This is a genomic window from Paenibacillus mesotrionivorans (assembly GCF_046098205.1).
GTDB classification, from domain to species: domain Bacteria; phylum Bacillota; class Bacilli; order Paenibacillales; family NBRC-103111; genus Paenibacillus_AR; species Paenibacillus_AR mesotrionivorans.
Genome location: NZ_JBJURJ010000002.1, coordinates 106,840 through 128,568, shown reverse-complemented (window position 1 = coordinate 128,568; position 21,729 = coordinate 106,840). Strand labels below are relative to the sequence as shown.

General features: G+C 55.4%; 18 protein-coding genes. All 18 read left to right on the top strand.

From position 1 onward, the window contains the following. The first annotated feature begins 30 nt into the window (after window positions 1–30). The 18 genes from ACI1P1_RS03000 (at window position 31) to ACI1P1_RS02915 (ending at window position 21,459) form a co-directional block, all read left to right on the top strand. Window positions 31–963: a peptidase U32 family protein gene (locus tag ACI1P1_RS03000; RefSeq protein ID WP_416214880.1), complete on the top strand. Its 933-nt coding sequence runs from the start codon at window positions 31–33 to the stop codon at window positions 961–963. Between the two features lie 40 nt (window positions 964–1,003). Further along, window positions 1,004–2,272: a peptidase U32 family protein gene (locus ACI1P1_RS02995; RefSeq protein WP_416214879.1), complete on the top strand. Its 1,269-nt coding sequence runs from the start codon at window positions 1,004–1,006 to the stop codon at window positions 2,270–2,272. Between the two features lie 174 nt (window positions 2,273–2,446). After that, the gene (locus tag ACI1P1_RS02990) at window positions 2,447–4,594 is read left to right on the top strand and encodes a methyl-accepting chemotaxis protein (RefSeq protein ID WP_416214878.1); all 2,148 of its coding nucleotides are present in this window, start codon (window positions 2,447–2,449) and stop codon (window positions 4,592–4,594) included. A gap of 105 nt (window positions 4,595–4,699) precedes the next feature. Beyond that, window positions 4,700–6,493 carry a peptidoglycan D,D-transpeptidase FtsI family protein gene (locus ACI1P1_RS02985; RefSeq protein WP_416214877.1) on the top strand — a complete coding sequence of 598 codons (1,794 nt, stop codon included), beginning with the start codon at window positions 4,700–4,702 and terminating at the stop codon, window positions 6,491–6,493. 122 nt (window positions 6,494–6,615) lie between these two features. After that, window positions 6,616–7,992 carry a right-handed parallel beta-helix repeat-containing protein gene (locus ACI1P1_RS02980; protein WP_416214876.1) on the top strand — a complete coding sequence of 459 codons (1,377 nt, stop codon included), beginning with the start codon at window positions 6,616–6,618 and terminating at the stop codon, window positions 7,990–7,992. Continuing rightward, window positions 7,989–8,477 (top strand): nitrous oxide reductase accessory protein NosL, encoded by a 489-nt coding sequence (locus ACI1P1_RS02975; protein WP_416214875.1) that lies wholly within the window; start codon window positions 7,989–7,991, stop codon window positions 8,475–8,477. The genes ACI1P1_RS02980 and ACI1P1_RS02975 overlap by 4 nt, the downstream gene beginning before the upstream one ends. A 54-nt stretch (window positions 8,478–8,531) precedes the next feature. Then, on the top strand, window positions 8,532–9,347 hold the full coding sequence (locus tag ACI1P1_RS02970) for an ABC transporter permease (RefSeq protein WP_416214874.1): 816 nt from the start codon (window positions 8,532–8,534) through the stop codon (window positions 9,345–9,347). After that, a complete protein-coding gene (locus ACI1P1_RS02965) occupies window positions 9,344–10,075 on the top strand; it encodes an ABC transporter ATP-binding protein (RefSeq protein ID WP_416214873.1) in 732 nt (243 codons plus the stop codon). The genes ACI1P1_RS02970 and ACI1P1_RS02965 overlap by 4 nt, the downstream gene beginning before the upstream one ends. 119 nt (window positions 10,076–10,194) lie before the next feature. Then, entirely contained in the window at window positions 10,195–10,614 is a 420-nt protein-coding gene (locus tag ACI1P1_RS02960) for a hypothetical protein (RefSeq protein ID WP_416214872.1), read from the top strand. Between the two features lie 526 nt (window positions 10,615–11,140). Then, entirely contained in the window at window positions 11,141–12,916 is a 1,776-nt protein-coding gene (locus ACI1P1_RS02955; protein WP_416214871.1) for a methyl-accepting chemotaxis protein, read from the top strand. Window positions 12,917–13,009: 93 nt separating this feature from the next. Beyond that, window positions 13,010–14,098: a peptidylprolyl isomerase gene (locus ACI1P1_RS02950; protein ID WP_416214870.1), complete on the top strand. Its 1,089-nt coding sequence runs from the start codon at window positions 13,010–13,012 to the stop codon at window positions 14,096–14,098. Between the two features lie 182 nt (window positions 14,099–14,280). Further along, the gene (locus ACI1P1_RS02945; RefSeq protein WP_416214869.1) at window positions 14,281–14,787 is read left to right on the top strand and encodes a TRAP transporter small permease; all 507 of its coding nucleotides are present in this window, start codon (window positions 14,281–14,283) and stop codon (window positions 14,785–14,787) included. After that, window positions 14,784–16,085, top strand: a complete 1,302-nt coding sequence (locus tag ACI1P1_RS02940; RefSeq protein ID WP_416214868.1) for a TRAP transporter large permease — start codon at window positions 14,784–14,786, stop codon at window positions 16,083–16,085. Before ACI1P1_RS02945 ends, ACI1P1_RS02940 begins: the two co-directional genes overlap by 4 nt. Before the next feature lie 35 nt (window positions 16,086–16,120). Next, entirely contained in the window at window positions 16,121–17,146 is a 1,026-nt protein-coding gene (locus ACI1P1_RS02935; protein ID WP_416214867.1) for a TRAP transporter substrate-binding protein, read from the top strand. A 114-nt stretch (window positions 17,147–17,260) separates the two neighbouring features. After that, a complete protein-coding gene (locus tag ACI1P1_RS02930) occupies window positions 17,261–19,087 on the top strand; it encodes a sensor histidine kinase (protein WP_416215170.1) in 1,827 nt (608 codons plus the stop codon). 7 nt (window positions 19,088–19,094) lie between these two features. Further along, entirely contained in the window at window positions 19,095–19,862 is a 768-nt protein-coding gene (locus ACI1P1_RS02925) for a response regulator transcription factor (protein WP_416214866.1), read from the top strand. A 158-nt stretch (window positions 19,863–20,020) separates the two neighbouring features. Then, the gene (locus tag ACI1P1_RS02920; RefSeq protein WP_416214865.1) at window positions 20,021–20,827 is read left to right on the top strand and encodes a pyruvate, water dikinase regulatory protein; all 807 of its coding nucleotides are present in this window, start codon (window positions 20,021–20,023) and stop codon (window positions 20,825–20,827) included. A gap of 17 nt (window positions 20,828–20,844) precedes the next feature. Beyond that, window positions 20,845–21,459, top strand: coding sequence for a rhomboid family intramembrane serine protease (locus ACI1P1_RS02915; RefSeq protein ID WP_416214864.1), 615 nt, complete (start codon window positions 20,845–20,847; stop codon window positions 21,457–21,459). Window positions 21,460–21,729 lie beyond the last annotated feature (270 nt).

Genomic DNA, 21,729 nt, shown 5'->3' with positions numbered 1-21,729 from the left:
CGGCCGCGCAAAAAGGAGTGGGCTTAAGAGATGAAACGTACGGAACTGCTTACAGCCGCCGGCTCCCTGGAGGATATCCGGCTTTACGCCAAAGCCGGAGCGGATGCGGTTCAGATCGGCGAGCACCGCTTCGGCGCAAGACTGCCCGGGAATATTCCCGCGGCAATGCTGAAGGAGGCTGTCCAAACCGCTCATGGCAGCGGATTGAAGGTCTACGTGGTGGCTAACCGGATTTTTGACAATGCAGGGGCGGACGCCCTACCCGGTTATTTGGAACAAGTTGCAGAGGCGAGAGCGGATGCCGTGGTGTTCGGCGATCCCTCTCTTTTGTCCGCTGCCAAGGAGGCCGGGGTTTCGCATCTCCCCCTCCACTGGAACCCCGAGATGACCGCCACCAATTATAAAACGGCGAATTATTGGGCGGACCGCGGAGCTGTCCGGGCGGTTCTGGCCCGGGAGCTGAATATGGAGCAGGTGCTAGAATTTAAGAAGCACTGCAAGGCGGATGTTCAGGTGCAGGTGCACGGGGTAACGAATATCTTCCACTCCAAACGCCTGATGGTCCAAAGCTACATGGAGCACCGGGGTGAACGGGATGCCCCAGGCGGCTTCGGAATGGAACGGGGGCTTTATCTCATCGAGGAGGAGCGCCAGGACGAGCGTTATCCTATCTACGAGGATGAAGCGGGCACCCATATCATGAGCGGGGATGACCTGTGTATGCTGGATGCGCTGGAGGATCTTTTTGCTGCGGGCATCGACAGCATAAAGGTGGAGAGCCTCATGAAGCCTGCCGCATACAACGCGGCGGCATTGCAGGCATACCGCCAGGCTATTGACGCATATGTGGCCGATCCGGCAGGCTACAGCTACCGTGAGGAGTGGATGGAGCCGCTGCTCCGTCTGCAGCCTGCGGATCGTCCCTTAACCTACGGTTTTTACTTTAAGGAGCAGGTCTATTGATATGGACCGCCATACTATGATAAAGGCAGGCGAGAACCGCATGGAACAAACAGCATCAATAGTCAGACAGCAGCATACCCGCAAGCTGGCCAAGCCTGAGCTTCTGGCGCCTGCCGGCAGCCTGGAGAAGCTGAAGTTTGCCGTCCGCTACGGAGCGGATGCGGTATACATCGGCGGGCAGAAATACGGCCTGCGTTCCGGCGCCGACAATTTCAGCTTTGAGGAAATGCGCCAGGGGGTGGACTTTGCCTCCCGGTATGGAGCCAAAATCTATGTGGCCGCCAATATTTTTGCCCATAACGAAGATATCCCCGGCTTGGAGGACTATCTGGCCAATCTGCAGGAAGCCGGAGTAGCTGCCATTATCGTGGCCGACCCGGCTATTATTGAAACCTGCAAAAAAGCCGCCCCCAAGCTGGAGCTCCATCTGTCTACCCAGCAGTCCACCATGAACTGGAGAACGGTGAAGTTCTGGAAGGATGAAGGAGTAGACCGGGTGGTGCTGGCCCGCGAGGCCGGCCTGGAGGAAATTCTCGAGATCAAGCAAAAGGTGGATATTGAGATCGAGGCGTTTATCCACGGTGCCATGTGCAGCTCCTGGTCCGGACGCTGCGTGCTGTCCAACCACTTTACCGACAGGGACTCTAATCGTGGGGGCTGCTGCCAGTCCTGCCGCTGGAAGTACGATCTGTTTGCCGGTCCGGAAGAAGAAGGCTCCGGAGTGGCGGTGGCGGGTCCGGAGGAACACCAGTTTACGATGGGAGCCAAGGATCTGTGTATGATCGGGCATATCCCGGAGCTGGTGGAATCCGGTGTGGACAGCTTCAAGATCGAAGGGCGGATGAAGAGCATCCATTATGTCGCCACGGTGGTGAATGCCTACCGTCAGGCTATTGATGCTTTTATGGCCGATCCCGTCGGGTATACCCTGCGCCAGGAATGGCTGAACGAAATCCACAAGGCAGCCAACCGGCCGCTGAACACGGGTTTCTTCTTTGATGAGCCGGGCCATGAGGACCATATCTACGGTCCCGAGGAAAAAATGATCGACTACGATTTTGCGGGACTGGTGGTGGATTATGATCCTGAAAGCCGGAGCGCCGTCGTAGAGCAACGGAACCATTTTAAACCCGGGCAGGAAGTAGAGTTTTTCGGGCCGGAGGGAAGATTTTTCACCCAGAAGGTGGAGGCTCTGGCGGACACGGACGGTATGTCTCTGGATGCCGCTCGCCATCCGCTCCAGCATGTTCGTTTGAAGGTGGAGCAGCCGGTCAAGCCTTATGATATGATGCGTAAACGGAAGATGTAAAGAGAGTCATTTCCATAAACGTGGGGATCAATTCCAGTCAATTGTAAAAACCTCCAAATTATTTTTAATTGGAGGTTTTAATTTTTTGTAAAAAAACTATAAAGGATTTCCTATAGATTTGTCGAAGAATGTAGTGAGACAAGAATAAGACAGAATACATAGGATGGTGGATTCATGAAAATTCAACTGCCTGACCCCAGAGGACTTGTCGATCGGATAAAGCAGGGACGGAAAACGCTTACAAAGGATGGGGTGGGGGAATCTTACTCGGGCACCAATACTCAAATATCCATGAACCCGGCAAGATCAGTCAGCGTCAAGCTATTTTTAATTTTCTTTTCCTGTATTGTGCTTCTGGTGCTGGCGGTGGGTCTTTTTTCATACATGCAGTCCAAAGCGATTATTAAAGACAAAGTCGCCCAGGCTACTGAAAAGACAATTACATTAGCCGGCAGCAATACCGAGCAGGCCTTGAAGGTGTACGAAGATATCACCATGCAGATGCTGACAGACCAGGATTTCATGAAGTCGCTGCGCAATATCTCCGATACCACCTTGAGCGCTTACGACCAGCTTCAGGCGCAGCAAACCGCCAGTACCCGGTTGGGCTCGTTCTTCTCCGGCAAGAATGATGTTTCCACGGCCGTGCTGATCGGCATCAGTGAAGACAGCAGGAATCTCGGCACGGACAGCAGCTCTGTTACCATCCGCGAGAAAGTAAGGGAGCAGGAATGGTTCAAGAAGGTTGTGGAAGGGGACGGTGCCGCAGTATGGCTGCCGACAATTCCCGAAAGCTATTGGGGCAACATCAAGGGCGTATTCGGCATGGGCCGTCTGTTGAAGGATATTCAAACCGGCAACAAGCAATATGTGCTTTTGATTGAATTGAAGGAAAAGATGCTTCATGCGGGACTTGAGAACCTGAACAAAGAGGGAGAAGCCCCGGTTGTCATTATCGATGAAAACGGCAATCTGGTCCGTACGCCTGACCCGGCACGGGTGGGCAAGGCTTTTGATGTGACGCTCAGCGACGAGGATCAGAAGCTGGGGGTAGAATCCGCCGCCAACCGCACCATTGACGACAGGCTGACCATCTTCAAGAAGCTGTCTGTGTCCCCCTGGACGGTGGCTACTGCCGTTCCTGTGGATGATCTGGTGAAGGATGCCGAGAAAATTTGGGACCTGACGATTATTATGGTCCTGGTCGCTATGGCCTTTGCGGTGGCTTCCGGCTTCTTCGTAGCCTGGATGGTAGGCCGGCCGCTGATTAATCTGCGCAATCTGATGCAGCAGGGTGAGCAGGGCAATCTGACCGTACGGACACGCTTTACCAGCCGGGATGAGATCGGCCAATTAGGTCAAAGCTTCAACCAGATGATGGAGCAGATCACCAAGCTGGTCCAGCAGACCAACCATTCCGCCCAAGAGGTGCTGAACAACTCCAATGTGCTGTTGAATGTTTCCAAGCAAACCGCCATCTCCGCCAAGGAGATTGCCGTAGCCACGGAGGAAATCGCCAATGGAGCGTCCAGTCTCGCGGTAGAGGCGGAGAAGGGCAATACCATTACCTATGAAATTGGCCTCAAAATGCGCGAGATGGCAAAAGCCAATGAAGAAATGAACCATGCCACCATCCAGGTGGAGCAGGTCAGCGAACGGGGCACCGTGTATATGGCGGATTTGATTGCCAAGACCAATGATACCGAGCAAATGACCCGCAATATGGTGGAAAAGGTGGATCACCTGAAGGAAAGCACCTCCTCCATCCGCAAGATCCTGGAGATGCTGAACAATATCTCCAAACAAACCAATATCCTGTCCTTGAACGCAACCATTGAAGCCGCCCGTGCAGGCGCTGCAGGCAAAAGCTTCATGGTAGTCGCCGATGAAATCCGCAAGCTGGCGGAGCAGTCCAAACAATCCATCGAGATTGTCGGCCAGATTACAGATACCATCCAGCGTGAAATTGATGAAACGGTAACCGCCTTGTCGGATGCTTACCCGGTTTTCCAACAGCAGATCACTTCTGTAAAGGAAGCGGATTTGATCTTCGGCCAGGTCCGCAGTCAAATGGACGGATTAAGCGAACGGCTGAAGGGTGTCAACCACTCTCTGGGTTCATTGGAAGAATCCCAGTCCACCCTGACCGATGCCATGAGCAATGTCAGCGCTGTGTCCGAGGAATCCTCCGCGACCTCCGAAGAGGTGGCCTCCTTAAGCAACGAGCAGCTGAGTGTCAGCGAAGGTTTGGTGAAGCTGTCCGAAAGCCTGGAGTCCCTGTCCGTATCGCTGCAGGATCAACTGAAGAAGTTTACTGTATAAAACAAAACGCAGGCAGGCCCCCTTTATCCGAGGGGGCCTGTTTTTGTTTTGGCCGTGGAAATGTTGCCCATACTGGAGAGGAAGAGAAAACAAAGGATGATGAGGATGGATAAGCGCCGCTTGTTTTTCATTCTGTTGGGGCTTGTTACAGCAATAGCGGCTCTGGCAGGAAGGCTTCTCTGGCTTCAGACGGTCCAGGAGGTGGAGCGGGCATCCACTCCAGTGGATCTGGTCCGCCAATCTGTGCTGCAGCGGGAGCAGCGGCTGCTGCTGGATTCGGGGCGCGGGGATTTTTATGACCGGAACGGAGTGTCCTTAACGGGTGAAACCTACTCGGCTCTGTTGGTGTTTCCTGTGTCATTGGCAGCGTATGTCAGCCAAGAGGAGGCGAATGCCATGGGCCGGGTGCTGGGCATTGAGCCGGAGGCCTGGATCCGGTTCCGCCGGGAGCTGACGGTTCCCCGGTTCTGGACAGGTACGGCCGGGAATAAGCCATTGCCCCTCTCCCCAGGCACTGCCCAGACCATCCGCAGGCTGCAGCCTGCTGCTGTAGCGGTGGTGCCCTTCAAACAGCGCTATCTTCCCCCTTATGACGCGGCGCAATTAATCGGCTACATCGGGCAGAACCCGGAGCGGGTGAAGGCGGAGTTTATGCCCATGGTGGAGGCGGGACGTCTGGCTTCGGACAGCCTTATCGGCGCAGCCGGTCTGGAAAAATCCTTTCAGCCCCTGCTGAACGGGTTGGGGGGCACCTTCCTTTCGTTGTATACGGACTCCCGCAATGAGCCGATTGCGGACATTGGTTACCGGCTTCACGCGCCGGAGAATGCCTACTATCCGCTGAAGGTGATGACCACGCTGGATGCCGGTCTCCAGAACGGATTGGAACAGCTGGCGGATCAGGCCGGTTTGCAAAATGGGGCTATTGTGGTGCTGGATGCGCAGACGGCAGATATTGCCGGTATGGTCAGCCGTCCCCGCTTTGATCCGGACAGTGTGAATCCGCTGGATAAGGGCTGGGCCAACCAGGCGCTGTTAGAGGCTACACCCGGCTCCATCTTCAAAACTGTAATCGCCGCCGCCGCCTTGGAGGCGGGTGTTGCCCGTCCCGATGAACGGTTCGAATGCAAAGGGGCCTGGGGCAAATACCATTTTACCTGCTGGAAAAAGGAGGGGCATGGGACGCTTACCTTCCGTCAGGCTTATGCCCAATCCTGCAATATTGTGTTCGGGCAAATTATGCAGCGGCTGACACCGGAGCAGGTGGAGGAAGCCGCCCGGAAGCTGGGTGTTGGGGGCATGGTGGGCTGGAGCGGTAAGCTTCTGCAGGACACTGCCTTCCGCCAACTGGACCGGGAGGACAGTGGAACAGTCTGGACGGATGAGGCGGCGCGAAAGGATGAGGGCGCCCGGCTGCAGACGGCCATTGGGCAACGCGATGTGCGTATGACTCCTTTGCAGGCGGCCAATATGGTGGTGACGCTCCTCAATGGCGGGAAGCTTCAGACTGTACGGGTGGTGCAGGAGGTGCGTTACCAGACAGACCGAAAGCTGGCGGATTTTCCGGCGAAGCTTCTCTCCGGTGAGGATGGTATATCCAAGGGGACTTCAGAGACCCTTCTCAAGTGGATGCAGGACGTGGTGGCCAACGGTACGGGAACGGCTCTGAAGGGAGCCAGCTGGCATCTGGCAGGCAAATCGGGAACGGCCCAGGTCCCGGAGGCAGGGGCTGACCTGTACAACCAATGGTTTATCGGGTACGGTCCGGTGGAGACTCCCCGGTATGCCGTTGCGGTGGTTTCACTGAAGCAGAAGGCAAGCGGCTCCGAGGCGGTGATGCTGTTCCGTCAGGTGATGGAGGTTTTGGCCGATTATGAAAAAAAAGAACGAAAAAAATGACGGAGCCATGTCAGGTCCGATATACTAGGGGGTGTCTGAAAGCTCCGGGGGGAGCAAATTTTCATACACCCTAAATAAAGCGTCCGGGTTACCGGACAGATGAAGGAGGCAGCGGGGATCCCATGGACGTCAGAGCGTCGGATCGGAAAAAACGGGACAGGCTCCTCCTGCTCCCTTTGTGTTTTGTGCTGGCGGGAGCGGTTCTTGGGCTGACAGCCGGGCCGGTTCAAGCGGCCGGAGAGCCCGCCTCTCTTCAGGCGCTGGTCGATGCGGCGGAGGAAGGCACTGTGCTCCGGATTCCGGAGGGACGGTATGTCGGGCCTGTGGTGATTCGAAAACCGCTGCGTATCCAGGGAGACGGTAAAGCTCAGGTGGTGAACGGGGACGAAGGGCCGGTGATCCGGCTGGAGGCTTCCGGTGCGGAGCTTAAGGGAATCGGGATTGAGGATACCCGTGAGGATCCGGACAGCGTGGCCTTGGAGGTGGCTGGCAGCGGCAACCGGTTGAATAACCTGACTATTGCCACACAAGGCTTTGGCATCCGTTTCTATCAAGCTCACGAGAATATTTTGGAACACATACATATCGAAGGAACGACGGTCCAGGCAACCGGCCTGTCCCAGGATGAAGAGCCGGTAGAACGGGGGAATGGCATTGATCTCCTGGAATCAGACCGCAATCAGATCCTGAATAACCGGATCAGCAATATGTTTGACGGGATTTATATTGAAAAAGGAACGGGCAACCGGATTGAGGGCAACATGGTCACTGAATCCCGGTACGGCTACCACCTGATGTTCAGCCGGGACACGGCAATCACCGGCAATACGGGCAGCCGCAATGTGACCGGAGCCATGATTATGGCGGATGAAGGGGCGCAGGTGACGGGAAATGATTTTGCCAAACAAAGCGCCAACGCCACCGCGCAGGGCATTCTGCTGTTCGACGTGAAGCGGGTGCTGGTGGAAAATAACCGGGTGGAGGGCAACCGCCTGGGCATCTATGCCCAAACCCTGCGGGATACCACTATCAAGAACAACCGGTTTATGCGCAATTTTTTGGGGATTCAAATGACCGATGCGGAGGGCAACCGGCTCACCGGCAATGATTTTGTGGCCAATGTGATTCAGGCCCAGGCGGTAGCGGAGGCGGGCAACATCATCGAGCATAATTTTTGGGATGATTTTGGCGGTTTGGATCTGCAAGGAGACGGCATCAGCGATTTGCCTTACCGGAGCAACTCCTTTTTCCTCAGCCTGACAGATGAAACACCTGCCTACCAGCTGTTTTTTGGTGCGCCGGGTATGCTGTTTCTGGAAGGGCTGTTCGGCTCGGGGACCCGGGAGGATCTGGTGGACCAGGCGCCGCTTATGAAGCCGCGGGCCGCTGCTGAAACGGCCGAACCTGCGGCGGGCGGCAGATGGGCTTCCATTCTGTGCGGGGCACTGCTGCTGGCGGCCAGCGGATTGATTTTTATTAAAGGAGGAAAAGCACAATGAAGAAAAAAACGGTACTGGTTCTGATGGTCCTGGTGTTGGCCCTGGGAGTACTTGCCGCGTGTGGCGGCAAAACGGAGTATAAGGCTGTTGCCATTAATGAGGGTGTAGACAAATGTGAGGTTTGCCAGATGCTGATCAAGGATGACCAATATGCTACACAGATTATTTTGAAGGATCAGAAGCCCCTGAAGTTTGATGATTTAGGCGATTTGTACGTATGGCTGAACAAAAACGGCCGGGACAAGGTAGGCGCTGCATTCGTCCGGGATTATTACACTAAAGAGTGGATCAATCTGGACCAGGCGGTATTTGTCTATGACAAAGGCATCAAAACGCCTATGAGCTTCGGAGTGGTGTCCTTTGCCAAGGAAGCGGATGCGGACAAGTTCATTAAAGAAGCGGGCGCAGGGAAGAAAATGACGGTCAAGGAGCTGGATAGCCACGATTGGGCCCATTCCATGGGAGGCGGCCACGGCAGCATGTAAGCCGTAAGCCGGGAAGGCTCTGACAAGATCAACGGCAAGGGAAGTGCGACAAAGATGAAATGGCTGATTATCGCCCTGCGTGAGATCAAACTGGGCATGCGCAATCCGTGGGCATATTCCTTTATGGTGCTGTTCGCCTGCTTTACGCTTGCGATTGTCCTCATCCAGTCCAATTCGGGGCTGGAGGGGTACACCCACGGTACGGGCAGCCTGCTGAATCTGATTTTGTATTTGTTACCCCTGATGACCCTGCTGTTGGGATCTTTTGCGGTGACGGCGGAGAAGGAGGAGGGCGGGTGGCGGCTGTTATCCGTGTATTCCTTGTCCGGCTGGCAATTATTGCTCGGGAAATATGTTGGTTTGTGTCTTGTGATGTTCACTGTGGTAGGTGCGGGCTTTGGGTTGTCCGGTCTGATCGGAGGCATCCTGGGCAGGAATTTTTCACTGTCTTTGCTGGCGTTCTTTTATTTTTCGTCCCTGGCACTGGTGTTTATCTTTTTGGGGGTGGCCGTATTTGCAGGCACGCTTGCCAAGGGACGTTGGCATGCCCTGACCATCAGTGTGGGCATCTGGTTTGTGCTGGTGCTGGCTTGGCCGACGTTATTGATCGCCGTACTCGGTTTTCTGCCGTACCCGGCTATTAAACCGGCCTTGCAGGTGATGTCCTTCCTGAACCCGGCGGAAATGGTGCGGATTTTTATGGTGACTCGGATGGGCGGTGGCGCAAGCTTCGGTCCCGAGTACGCGGGCTGGATCGGATGGATGCAGGGGGCCGGGGGTCTGGCAGGTTTTGCCGGAGCCGGATTGGCGTGGATCGCCTGTACGCTGCTGGCGGGCACTGTGGTCTGGGAGAGGAGACGGTACGAATGACGGTATTGGAGCTGGACGGGGTCAAAAAGGATATCCGCGACCGGACGGTGGTCCAGCCTGTAGAATACCAGCTGCCTGCCGGGCAGGTGCTGGCGCTGTGCGGCGGCAACGGTGCGGGCAAAAGCACCGTTCTGCGGATGATCGCCGGCATTACGGAGCCTACTGCCGGGACCGTGCGGCTGGCCGGCCGCACCTGGAAGGAGGACCGGCCGGGCTGCTCCGCCTTGATCGGGTATATGCCGGATGACTTCCAATTCGGCCAAGCGCTCACTGCCGGCGAAACGCTGGAGTTTTACGCCGCCCTGCGGGGACCGGCCGCCCGGAAGCGGGTGCAGGGAGTGCTGGAGGAGGTAGGGCTGGCCTCTGTGCGCCATGCCAAGGTGTCTACCTTCTCCAAAGGAATGCGGCAGCGGCTGCTGTTTGGCCAAGCCCTGCTGGGGGAGCCGGAGCTCCTGGTGCTGGATGAGCCTACCAATGGACTGGACCCCTATTGGCTGCAGGCCTTGGCTGAGCTGATCAACCGGCGCAAGGCCCAAGGGCAGTCGGTGGTGTTTTCCACACATCAGCTGGAAACGGCGGAATGGACGGCGGACCATGCCATTCTCCTCCATGAGGGAAGAGTCAGCATGGCGGGGCCCATGGAGGAGTTCCGCAGCCGGTTCGGCGAGAACGGGCTCTCCAAGGCGTTCGCCCATTCGCTGCGGGAGCTGGATAAGCGGGCTGAATAATGCAGGCAGGGACCAAGTTATTCAGAGGGCTGCCCTCAAATCGGCCGTACCGATTTCGAGGCTATCATAACTTATCCGGCCTTCGGCATGGACCAAGTTATTCAGAGGGGGAGACTCACATGAAAACGTGGAGGTTTGGACGGCTTTTTATGCATCTGTTGCTGGCGGCGGGGATTGGGGGGCTGCTGGCTCTTGTGGCTGGGTGCGGCACTACATCGGCACCTGCTCCGGGAGTGGATCTGAATCCGTACACCATCGATTTTTCGGCAGACCCGTCGGTTCCCCGCATCGGCTCCCCTGTTACGCTGGGGGTGAAGGTTAACGGCCGGGAGAAGCTTTCGAAACGGGCGGAGGTCTATTTTGACCTGAAGAAGAAGGATTCTACGCTGGAGCTGGAAATCAAGGGAGAGAACAAGGGGGAGAACCGCTTCGCCGGTTCGTATACCTTCAAGGAAGCGGGTTTTTATGAGGTGTCCATCCATGTGATTACCAGTACCGCCCATCAGACGGAGGTCAGGCAGCTGGAAGTGAAGCCTTGAACCGCAAGGAGCTGGGAAAGGGGAATAACGATCGGTTTTCTTCGAGATAGCGAAAGCCGGGTGTCCGCTATTTAAGCCGGAAGGCGGTATAATGCCGGGTAGCGGAAGTCTAATTTCCTCTATTGCCTTCCTTCTGATGGTAAAGGAGCAGCTGCAACAGAGATAGAGGAAAACCCCCTTCCGTTATTGGCAGGTTCGCACCATCCACCGGCTAATAGAAGAAACTATCCTTCCGCTAAATGCGCCAACCGACGTTTCGCCAACCGCCCTCTCGCCCTCACTGCTCTGTAACTCTGAACCATTCTTCCTCGGCACTCCGTCTTATCGCGTCCCTACCGCGCCAGCTCCTCAGCTGCCTGCAAACATCCTTCCGGAATTCTCATTCCTTAAGCTCCATCCGCCACCAAACCGGATAAGGAGCTTTTTGCGTTTCTCCGCTTAGGAGAAGGAACATTTTATGACAAAATTCACTCTTTTCTGATATGATGGTCTAAAATAGATTTTTAATTGGAGTTGGAGGGTTATTATGAAAATACTGGGAAAGTCCGGGCGCAGCGGACGCCGTTTCCGCTTCAGTCTGCAATGGAAGACCATTCTGGTTTGTGTGCTGCTTTTGGTGACCCCTGGTTTTACCATCGGTTATATCGGCTTCAATACCGCCAAGTCGGAGATGGACAAGCTGGGCGAAGCCTCCTTGAAGCAAAATGTGGACATGACCATCCAGCTGATCGACGCCTACCAAAGCATGGTGGACAAGGGTGCGCTGACACTGGAGGAAGCCCAGGAGCAAGTGCGCATCCGGACAGTAGGCCCCAAGAAGGACGACGGGAAAACACGGGAGATTGCCAATAAAATCGGCGAGCACGGCTACGCATTTGCCATAGATGCCAAAGGCATAGATGTGATGCATCCCAACCGGGAAGGAGAAAATCTGTGGGACTCCAAGGATTCCGACGGCATTCTGTACATACAGGACATTATCCGCACGGGTGAAGGAGAAGGCGGGTTTACCTATTACAGCAACCCTCTTCCCGGCAAGGAAGAAGCTGCCCCGAAGGTGACCTATTCCAGAAGCGAGCCCCATTGGGGCTGGGTTGTGGCGGCAGGCTCTTATCTGATAGATTTTAATGCGGGCTCCAATAAAATCGGGGACATGATGCTGATTGTGCTGGCGTTGTTTACCGTGGTTGGGTCTGCAGCGGCAGCATGGTATGCCTGGCATATTGCCAAGCCCATCAGGCAGATTACCGGCCAGGTGGAGGAGATGGCGGGCGGGAACCTGCAGCTGTCAGAGCTCCGGGTCAAAAACCGCGATGAGGTGGGGCGTCTGGCAGAGCATTTCTCCGTTATGAAGGAGCAGCTCCGGGGATTGATCAGCCATGTATCCTCTTCCTCTCTGCAGGTCGCAGCCACAGGGGAGGAGCTTTTGGCAGGCAGCGGGGAAACCAGCCGGGTCGCCGAGCATATCGCCCACTCGATCCAGGAGGTGGCGGAGGGAGCCCAGCTTCAATCCGGCATCATTGACGAAATCAGCCAGCTGACCCGCTCTGCCAACGACAGTGTAACCAGAATCAGCCAAGGCTCAGATTCCGCTGCCCAAGCCTCTGCCCAAGCGGCCGCCACAGCTGATCAAGGCACCCGGGCTATGGTGCAAACCATGGATAATATGACCCTGATCAAGGACAAGATTATGGGCATCGAAAAAACAGTGAGGCTTCTGGAAGAAAAATCCGGCGCCATCGGCGAAATCCTCGGTTTGATCACTGCCATCGCTTCCCAGACCAATATTCTCGCCTTGAATGCGGGGATTGAAGCCGCCAGGGCGGGAGAGCAGGGCAAGGGCTTCGCAGTGGTAGCCGCCGAGGTGAAGAAGCTGGCGCTGCAGACAGGCAGCGCTTCAGAGGAAATCGGCGCATTAATCGCCGAGATTAATGGAGAGATTGCCCAGGCTGCAGCTGCAACCCGGGAGGAGGTAGCAGCGGTTACGGCCGGTATGGAGCTGGCCTCCGCTGCCAGCAGCTCCTTCCGGGATATTCTGGAGGCTGTGGATGCTGCTGCAGAGCATTGCCGATCGGCCGCAGACGCCTCCGCCGACGTTTCCATCCGCATGGACGGACTGGCTGCGGCGGTGGAGCAAATCTCCGCCATCTCCGCAGAAGCGGCCGGCCAGTCCCAGAATGTGGCCGCGGCGGCCCAGGAGCAGAACGCCTCCATGGAGGAGGTTGCAGCCGGAGCGCAGCAGCTTTCCCAGATGGCGGATGAGCTGCAAAAATTGGTATCTTTTTTCAGGGTGGATGGATAAAGCATGGTTTCCGCCGTCGAAAAATGGTATAGTACTAGAAGTGCGGCAAAACGCTGCGATTCATGAATGGGACAATAGGGGGACACGAAAATAATGGAAGACAACAACAAAAAAAACGACGGTTTGGAGCAGGATGGCGATCAAGCCGGCAACACTCCGGAAGAGAACCAAACTTCCGAACGGGCTGATCATGAACAAGCATTCCCAACCGTAGGGGATGAATTCGGACCGGAAGCCTTCGCGGATGAAGCCGTTGAAGAGAGAGCCGAGGCAACCGCTGTTGCCGCAGCCGCTCCCGCCAAGGCCAATCCCTTGCCCTGGTTTCTGTTTGCCATCACCTTGGCCGCTTTGGCAGTGGTGCTGTACCTGGGCCAAACAGGCAAAGCCGGTGTCAGCGGTTCAGCCGCTACTGTAAACGGCGAGAAGGTGACCAAGCAGGAGCTCTACGACGCCATGTACAAGCAGGGCGGCGCGACGACTTTGGACAGCCTGATTTCGGAGAAGCTGGTTACCCAGGAAGTGGACAAGGCCAAGGTGAAGGTGGATGAAGCGGCGATTGAGGCCGAGCTGGCTCAGATCAAGACCCAATTCCCGGATGAGGCCCAGTTCAACAGCGCCATGGAGCAAAGCGGCTTCACCCTGGATTCCCTCAAGGCCGAGATCCGCAAGAACCAGGAGATCAGCAAGATCTTCGAATCCAAGATGGATCTGTCCGACGCCAAGCTGAAGGAATACTTCGACAAAAATGTGGAGCAATATAACAGTCCGGAGCAGCTTATGATCTCCCATATCCTGGTGGAGAAGCAGGAGGATGCCGATAAGATCCTTGCCGATCTGAAGGGTGGAGCTGATTTTGCCGCAGTGGCTAAGGAAAAGTCCACCGATCCGGGCAGCAAGGATAACGGCGGCTCCCTGGGCAGCTTTATCTCCCGCGGACAAGGATTGGATCAAGCCTTCGAGGATGCAGCGTTTAAGCTGAACAAGGGTGAAATGAGCGGCGTAGTCCAATCCTCCTTCGGCTTCCATATCATTAAGGTGATGGACAAGAAGGAGGCGGTTCAGGCCAACTTCGACAAGCAGAAGGAAGATGTGAAGAAGAGCATGGTCAGCGAAGAGGTGCAAACCAAAGGCGCCGAATGGCTGGAAAACCTGAAGAAGGACGCCAAAATCGAAAAGCTGTAAGAAACCTGAATCTCATACCGCATCCCGCCAGTACGGTCATCCGGCCGCTGCAGGCGGGATGTTTTTTTATCTAATCAAAACACAAAAGGAGGCAATGGCAGGGGGGTACAACCGGTTTTTGAATGCGCATACAATTAGGTTGTTCATGAATGCGCAAAGAGGAACGGGAGGTGAAATGGTATATGAAAACACTAAAGGCAATTGCCTTGCAGATTGATACTTTTTTTGAGTCCTGTGCCAAAATCGGACTGCTGTCCATGATCATCATTGTTACCCTCCAGGTGTTTACCCGGAAGATATTCAACTTCGTGTTCTTCTGGTCGGAGGAAACGACCCTGCTGCTGCTGATCTGGTTTTCCTTTATGGGCATCGCATTAGGCTTCCGGGAAAACCTGCATCTGGGCATTGATACCTTTACCAATATGCTGCCCAAGTCCATTGACCGGCTCATTGACCGCCTGATCCAGATTTGCATCCTGGCCTTCGGGATTTATCTGGTGTATTACGGCTGGGACTTCACCCGCCTGATGCATGAATCCTCCCTGCCGGCTACGGGGCTTCCCAACTCCCTGACCTATGTGGTTATGCCCATCTCAGGTCTGATGATCTGCATCTACGCCGTTCTTCAACTGTTGGGAATCGATACAATCAGACACAAAAATGTTGACGAGGGAGGCAGCGAGGAATGATCAGCAACACCATAGCCATCACTATTCTGGCGGTAAGCTTTTGCTTGCTTATTTTGATCCGGTTTCCCATCTCGCTGGCCCTGGCAGGGTCTACCCTGCTGACGGTGCTGTATCTGAAGGTGCCGCTGGCGGCAGTGGGACAGACCATGATTCAGGGCATCAACTCCTATTCGCTTCTGGCTATCCCGTTCTTCATCCTGGCCGGGCAGATTATGAGCGAGGGCAAAATGGCCCTCCGGCTGATTAATATGGCCCAGGTATTCGTAGGCACCATACGCGGCGGCTTGGCCATGGTCAACTGCGTAGCCTGTATGTTCTTCGGCAATATCTCCGGCTCGGCGGTGGCGGACGTGTCCTCTATCGGCTCCGTGATGATCCCCATGATGAAGAAAAAGGGCTATGACACCGATTATGCGGTAGGCGTTACCGTTTCTGCTGCCATTCAAGGGGTGGTTGTCCCTCCCAGCCATAATCTGGTGCTGTATTCCCTGGCCGCAGGCGGCGGAGTGTCCATCGCCTCGCTGTTCCTGGCGGGGATTGTTCCCGGCATTATGCTCTGCACCTCTCTGATGGTGACCGCTTATTTCACTGCCCGTAAACGCGGATATCAGAGGAGCGAGCCGGTTCCCTTAAAGCAGGCGCCCAAAATCATCGCCGACGGCCTCCTCTCCATGCTCACCGCCATCATCATTCTGGGCGGCATTTTCTCGGGCTGGTTTACGGCTACCGAGGCCGGTGCCATGGCATGTCTGTACGCCTTTATCCTTACCTTCTTCATCTACCGGGATATCCCCATCTCCCGTATGTGGATTATCTTGACAAGAACATTGCGCACTGTTTCAATGGTATTGTTTTTGATTGCGTCCTCCGCCAGCTTCGGCTGGATTCTCGCTTACCTGAAGGTGCCGGCGATTGTAACCGACTTCATGCTGGGCATCTCGGATAATCCCATTATCATCCTGCTGATCATTAACGTTTTGCTGTTGATCCTGGGTGCACCTATGGATATGGCTCCTCTGATCGTGATCATGACGCCGATTTTGCTGCCGGTGGTCACTACGCTAGGTGTGGACCCCGTCCACTTCGGAATTATCATGATGCTGAACCTGGGCATCGGGCTGTTAACCCCGCCTGTGGGAACGGTTCTATTCGTGGGTTGTGCCATCGGTAAAATATCGGTGGACAGCGGCACAAGGGCGATGATGCCATTTTTCTATACCATGTGCGTCATTCTGCTGATTCTGACCTATATACCGGGAATTGTTATGTGGCTGCCCAGGATGTTCGGGGCTTCCTGACGGATGATACGATAACCATGAGGGGGATGTATTCAATGAAAAAGCATATGAAGGGAACAGGCGCACTGCTGGCCGTAGTGCTGGCAGGGGCTGCTTTGGCGGGCTGCGGCGGGGAAGCCGTACAAACCCAAGGAGGCGCGGAGCAAAAATCGGGGCCGAAATACGTGTTCCGCTTAGCCGAGACTCATCCGGCAGATTACCCGACTACGCTGGGGGACAAGAAGTTTGCCGACCTGGTGAATGAACGCTCCAACGGCCGGATCAAGATCGATGTGTTCGCCAACTCCCAGCTTGGTGAGGAAAAAGCGGTGCTGGAGCAGGTGCAGCTGGGCGCTATCGAATTTACCCGGACCAGCTCGGGGACGGTGGCTGCCTTCAATAAAAACTTCGAAGCCTTCAGCCTGCCTTATATTTTCGAGAACGATGCTCACCTGTGGAAATTCCTCGAAAGCGATATGGGCAATAAAATGCTGGACGGTTTGGAGAGCTCCCGTATGAAAGGGCTTGCATACTACAGCTCCGGAGCCCGCCACTTCTATTCCAACAAACCTTTGAAATCCATTGCCGATCTGAAGGGTCTGAAAATCCGTGTCCAGCAGAATAAGGTGAACATCGACCTCATGGAGGCGTTAGGCGCCAACGCCACTCCCATGCCCTACGGGCAGGTGTTCAGCTCCCTGCAGACGGGCGTTATCGATGCGGCGGAAAATAACTACCCCAGCTATTACACCTCCAGCCATTACCAGCAGGCCAAACATCTGATTCTCGACGGCCACCAGATGGTGCCCGAGGTGCTCCTGATCAGCAAGGTGGTCTGGGACCGGCTGGGTGCGGAGGACCAGAAGCTGGTGAAGCAGGCTGCGCTGGATTCCGTAACCTTCCAAAGACAGGAATGGGACAAATTCGAGAAGGAGTCGGCGGAGAAGGTGAAGGCTGCAGGTGGAGTTAGCATTACCGAGGTGAAGGACAAAAAGGCGTGGCAGGATACGGTGAAGCCGGTCATCGAAAAATACCGCACCGAATACAAGGATTTTCTGTCCGCTGTGGAAAAATTGAAATAACAGGCATGGTATAATCGGGAAAGGAAGGTCCTTCCGGGCCTTCCAGTTTCCGTTTGTATGGGACAAAAGGAAGTGGAGCATATCCGTACCAGATGGTCCGTAATATTGTCGAATATGCTGAATCAGGCGGTGCTTCTCCGCGACAGGCCGCTGGTGGCGAAGCTGCTGGTTTATTCCGCGCTGCTGGTGGTGATTCCCATGATGGTGGTGGGTATCATCTCCTTCAACCGATCCTCGACGGTGCTGGAGGAGGAAACCAGCCAGGCCAGCTGGCAGATTATCGAGCAGGTGAAAACTCATGTGGAATATTATGTCCGGGATATGGAAAGCGACATGCTGTCCATGGTGAACCATCCGGCCATGACAGCGCTGATATCCATGCGCACGCCGGAGGAGGTCCGCAATTCGGGCATCCGTAGGGAGGTGCTGCAGCTGATGCGCAATATGGCTTATTCCCGCAACGATATTTCTCATGTGACGGTGATCATGGACAATGTGGCCGTTCTCGACACGGAGGAGGTCAGAAGCGTCTATCCCGCCGCCGGAATGCCCGGGGAATACTGGTATCCGCTGGTGCCGCAGGTAGGCGACCTGATTATCAGCCGGATTATTGCCTGGCCCGACAAAAAAGAACCTGTGCTGACCATCGCAAGACGCCTGGTGAACCCGCGCACGCTGGAATCGGTGGGGATGCTGGTGGTGGACATCAACTACAAGCGTCTCCAGGAAATCGCCGACAAGGTAACGGTAGGGCGGACCGGCTACATGAGCATTTTGGACCTGAACAGCCATTATGTGTACCATCCCGATCTGAGCCAGCTTGGCAAACAAGCTGATTACAACGTGACCTCCATTATGGAAAGCGACGAAGGCACCTTCCGGACCAGGGGTCAAGGTGGAGCCCGAGAATTCCTGACCTTCAGCCGGTCGTATGCGCTGAATTGGCATTTTGTCACCTCCGTGCCTTACGGAGAGTTGATGCAGGGGCGCAGCTATATCGGCAAAACCATCATTTGGGCGATTGTGATTACCCTTTTGGCTGCTTACGGGATCGGGATTGCCTTCGCCTCCAGTCTGGTGGTGCCTATCCGGCGGATGGAGCGGTACATGAAGAAGGTGGTCAAAGGGGATTTTACCGGAACGCTGCAGGTGGATTCCCGGGATGAAATTGGCTTGCTGGCCCAGGGGCTGACGGATATGGTGGGCCAGCTGGTGAAGCTGCTGGATGAGGTTTATGAATCCAAGCTAAGGGAAACCCGGATGATGCTGCACCAGCGGGAGACGGAGCTGAAGGTGCTGGAATCCCAGATCAACCCGCATTTTCTGTACAATTCTCTGGAGACCATCCGCGGAATGGCCTTGGACCGGGGAATGGAGGACATCTCCGTGATGGCTTCCTCTCTGGCCCGCCTGCTGCGGTACAATCTGAAGAATTCCTCCCCTATTGTTACGCTTAAGGAGGAGCTGGATAACTGCGAAATCTATCTGAAAATACAGAAGTACCGGTTCGAGGAAAAGCTGGAGTACCGCTTCGATGTTCCAGCCTGGCTGGAGGATAAGCAGGTGCCCAAGTTTTCCCTTCAGCCTATTATCGAAAACTGTGTAATACACGGCATAGAAGCGTCATTGGGCACGGTGATGATCCGTGTGTCTGCTTTTACCGGGGAGAATGGGGAAAGCTTCGTGCTGGAAATCGCCGATACGGGGCCGGGTATCCAGCCTTTCAAACTCCGGAAAATCCGGGATGATATCAGCATCCGTGACATCAGTGAAGGGGGCTCGCAAATCGGGCTGATTAATGTGCACAGGCGGATTGCCCATTTGTTCGGGGAAGTCTACGGGGTAGAAATCGGCAGCAAGCCCGACGAATGCACCTGGGTGCGCCTTCGGCTGCCGCTGGGGGAGGGCAATACCGCTGCCAAAACCAATGATGGAGGGTGATGGGTCAATGAACCGCATTCTGATTCTGGACGATGAGCGCTGGGTGCGCACATCCTTAAGACGGGTGGTGGAGCTGACCGGCCTCCCGGTACAGGTGGTCCATGAGTGCGCTGACGGCCTATCCGCTCTGGATTGGCTGAAGCAGGAATCCGTGGAGCTGATCCTCGCCGATATCCGGATGCCCATCATGGACGGCTTGGCTTTTATTGAGCAGCTCCGCCAGATCGGGGGCCGGCAGGATGTGGTGATTATCAGCGGCTATGACGATTTCAGCTATGCCCAGACGGCCATGCGCTTCGGCGCCATGGATTATCTCCTGAAGCCCGTGGAGCCTGACGATATGCGCAAATGCCTGGGTAAGTGGCTGGAGCGGAATGCGGAGGCGGCGGAACAGGCGGGCATGCCCAAGCTGGACGCCCAGGAGCAATCCACCTTCGAGCGGGTAGCCCGCTGCGTCCGGGAAGGGCTGCCCGGGCCCTTGGCGCTGAAGGACATTGCGGCGCAGGTGCATTTGAACCCCAGCTACCTCAGCCAGCTGTTTAAGCGCCATACCGGCAAGGCCTTCTCCGATTATGTGGCGGAGGCCAGACTGGAGGAGGCCAAACGTCTGCTGTCCCGGACTTCCTTACGCATCTCCGATATTTCCGACCGGCTGGGGTATGCGGATTTAGCTTACTTCAGCAGCGTATTCAAGAAATATACCGGCCTGCCTCCCTCCGAATACCGCAAGCGCTGTCCGCAGCCAACCCGGGATATCTGCTGCAGGGAAAAGTAGCTTGTGTCGCGCCATCTCCCCCCCTTGTGCCGCAAGGGGGTATTTTTCATATGGGGCGTGCTGGTCTGCCGCCAACCGGGGCGGCCGTTGGAAACTGCGCTCAACATATGTTACCATTTGAAAATAGAGTAGAATTCTGCGATAAGGAGGTAGCGCCCTTGACTGGACTCAACAAACAGCCTATTATCACGATCTGTTCGGATTCTGTGGGCGAAACCGCCGAAGCGGTGGTGAAAGCCACAATCCGCCAGTTTGACCTTCGCAATGCCAAAATCAAACGGTACAGCCATGTGCTGACGGAAGCGGAAATCCGCGATATTGTCGGCGAGGTGGCCGTAAACGGCGGCATGATCGCCTATACCCTGGTGCAGCCGGACCTGCGGGAGCTGATCCGGGAGGAGAGCCTGCGGCTTGGCGTCCGTACGGTGGATGTGATGGGGCCGATGATGCAGGCCTTTATCGAATCCTTCGACGGTTCTCCAACACGTAAGCCTGGTATGCTGCACCAGATGGACGATGATTATTTCAGACGGGTGGAGGCCATTGAATTTACCGTCAGCTGTGATGACGGCCGCGATCCTAGGGCACTGCTGAACGCGGACATCGTGCTTATTGGCGTATCGCGAACCTCCAAAACACCGCTCAGCATGTTTCTGGCCCATAAGGGCTACAAGGTGGCCAATCTGCCCTTGATTCCCGAGGTGAAGCCTGCTGCGGAGCTGTTCCAGATCCCCCCTGGCAAAATCGCCGGGCTGATCATGGACCCGGAGAAGATGCTGAAGATCCGTGTGGAGCGCCTGCGGGCCCTGGGGTTAACTGCCGGAGCCAAATACGCCAATATGGAGCGGATTACCTTTGAGCTGAATTATGCCAAAAAGCTGATGGAGCAGTTGGGCTGTCTGACCATCAACGTTTCGGACAAGGCGATTGAAGAGACGGCGGGAATTATTCTGGAGCATTTGTAGGAAGGGGACAAAAGCGGATGATTTTTCTCCGTAGAGAGACATTTAAGCAATACCTGCAGCTTTACCCGGTAACCAGTGCCATTCTGGCAATTATCGCGGTGCTGTTCGCGGCTATGGAAATCACGGGCAGCTCCACTGATGCCATCACACTGCTGAATTTCGGCGCCATGTACAGCAACAGCGGTGAAACCCATGAATGGTGGAGATACATAAACTCCATGTTTTTGCACATCGGTTTTTCCCATGTGCTGTTTAATGCCTTTGCCCTTTATGTTTTCGCTCCTCCCTTGGAGCGGCTTCTGGGGAAATTCCATTACGCGGGATTTTTCCTGCTTTCAGGCCTGGTAGGCAATGCCTTCAGTATGCTGTTCACCGAACCCCCGTTTATTGCTGCGGGGGCGTCCGGCGCCATCTATGGGGTTTACGCCGCGTATGTGTATTTGGCAATTTTTCACCGGCATGTGCTGGATGAAGGAACCCGTTCCACGGTAATTGCGATTGTGGTAATGGGGGGAATCACCTCTTTGATTATCCCCAATGTGAACATCTTTGCCCATCTGGGCGGCTTTGTGGCCGGTTTTGTGTATTTCGCCGTACTGACCCGCCGGTTAAGACGCCGGAGCCAGAGGTAGGATTAAACTCGGCCGGTCTCGGGTTCAGCCGGGACAATAGACTCGCCTAGGGCCAATAGGCTCCGCCGGGACAATAGACCCCGCTCTGCGGCGGCGCTCTAACGGAACTCTCCGACCCTTAGAAAGAAAAACCGGCAGAATCCCAATTGTAACGGAACTCTGCGGCCGTTAGAGGCAGAAAATGCCGGAAAGTGAAGCCAATAGGGCAGCTAACGGCTTCTCAGTTCCGTTAAAATTCAGAAACGCTGCTGTCGGGCGTCTAAGGGGCTC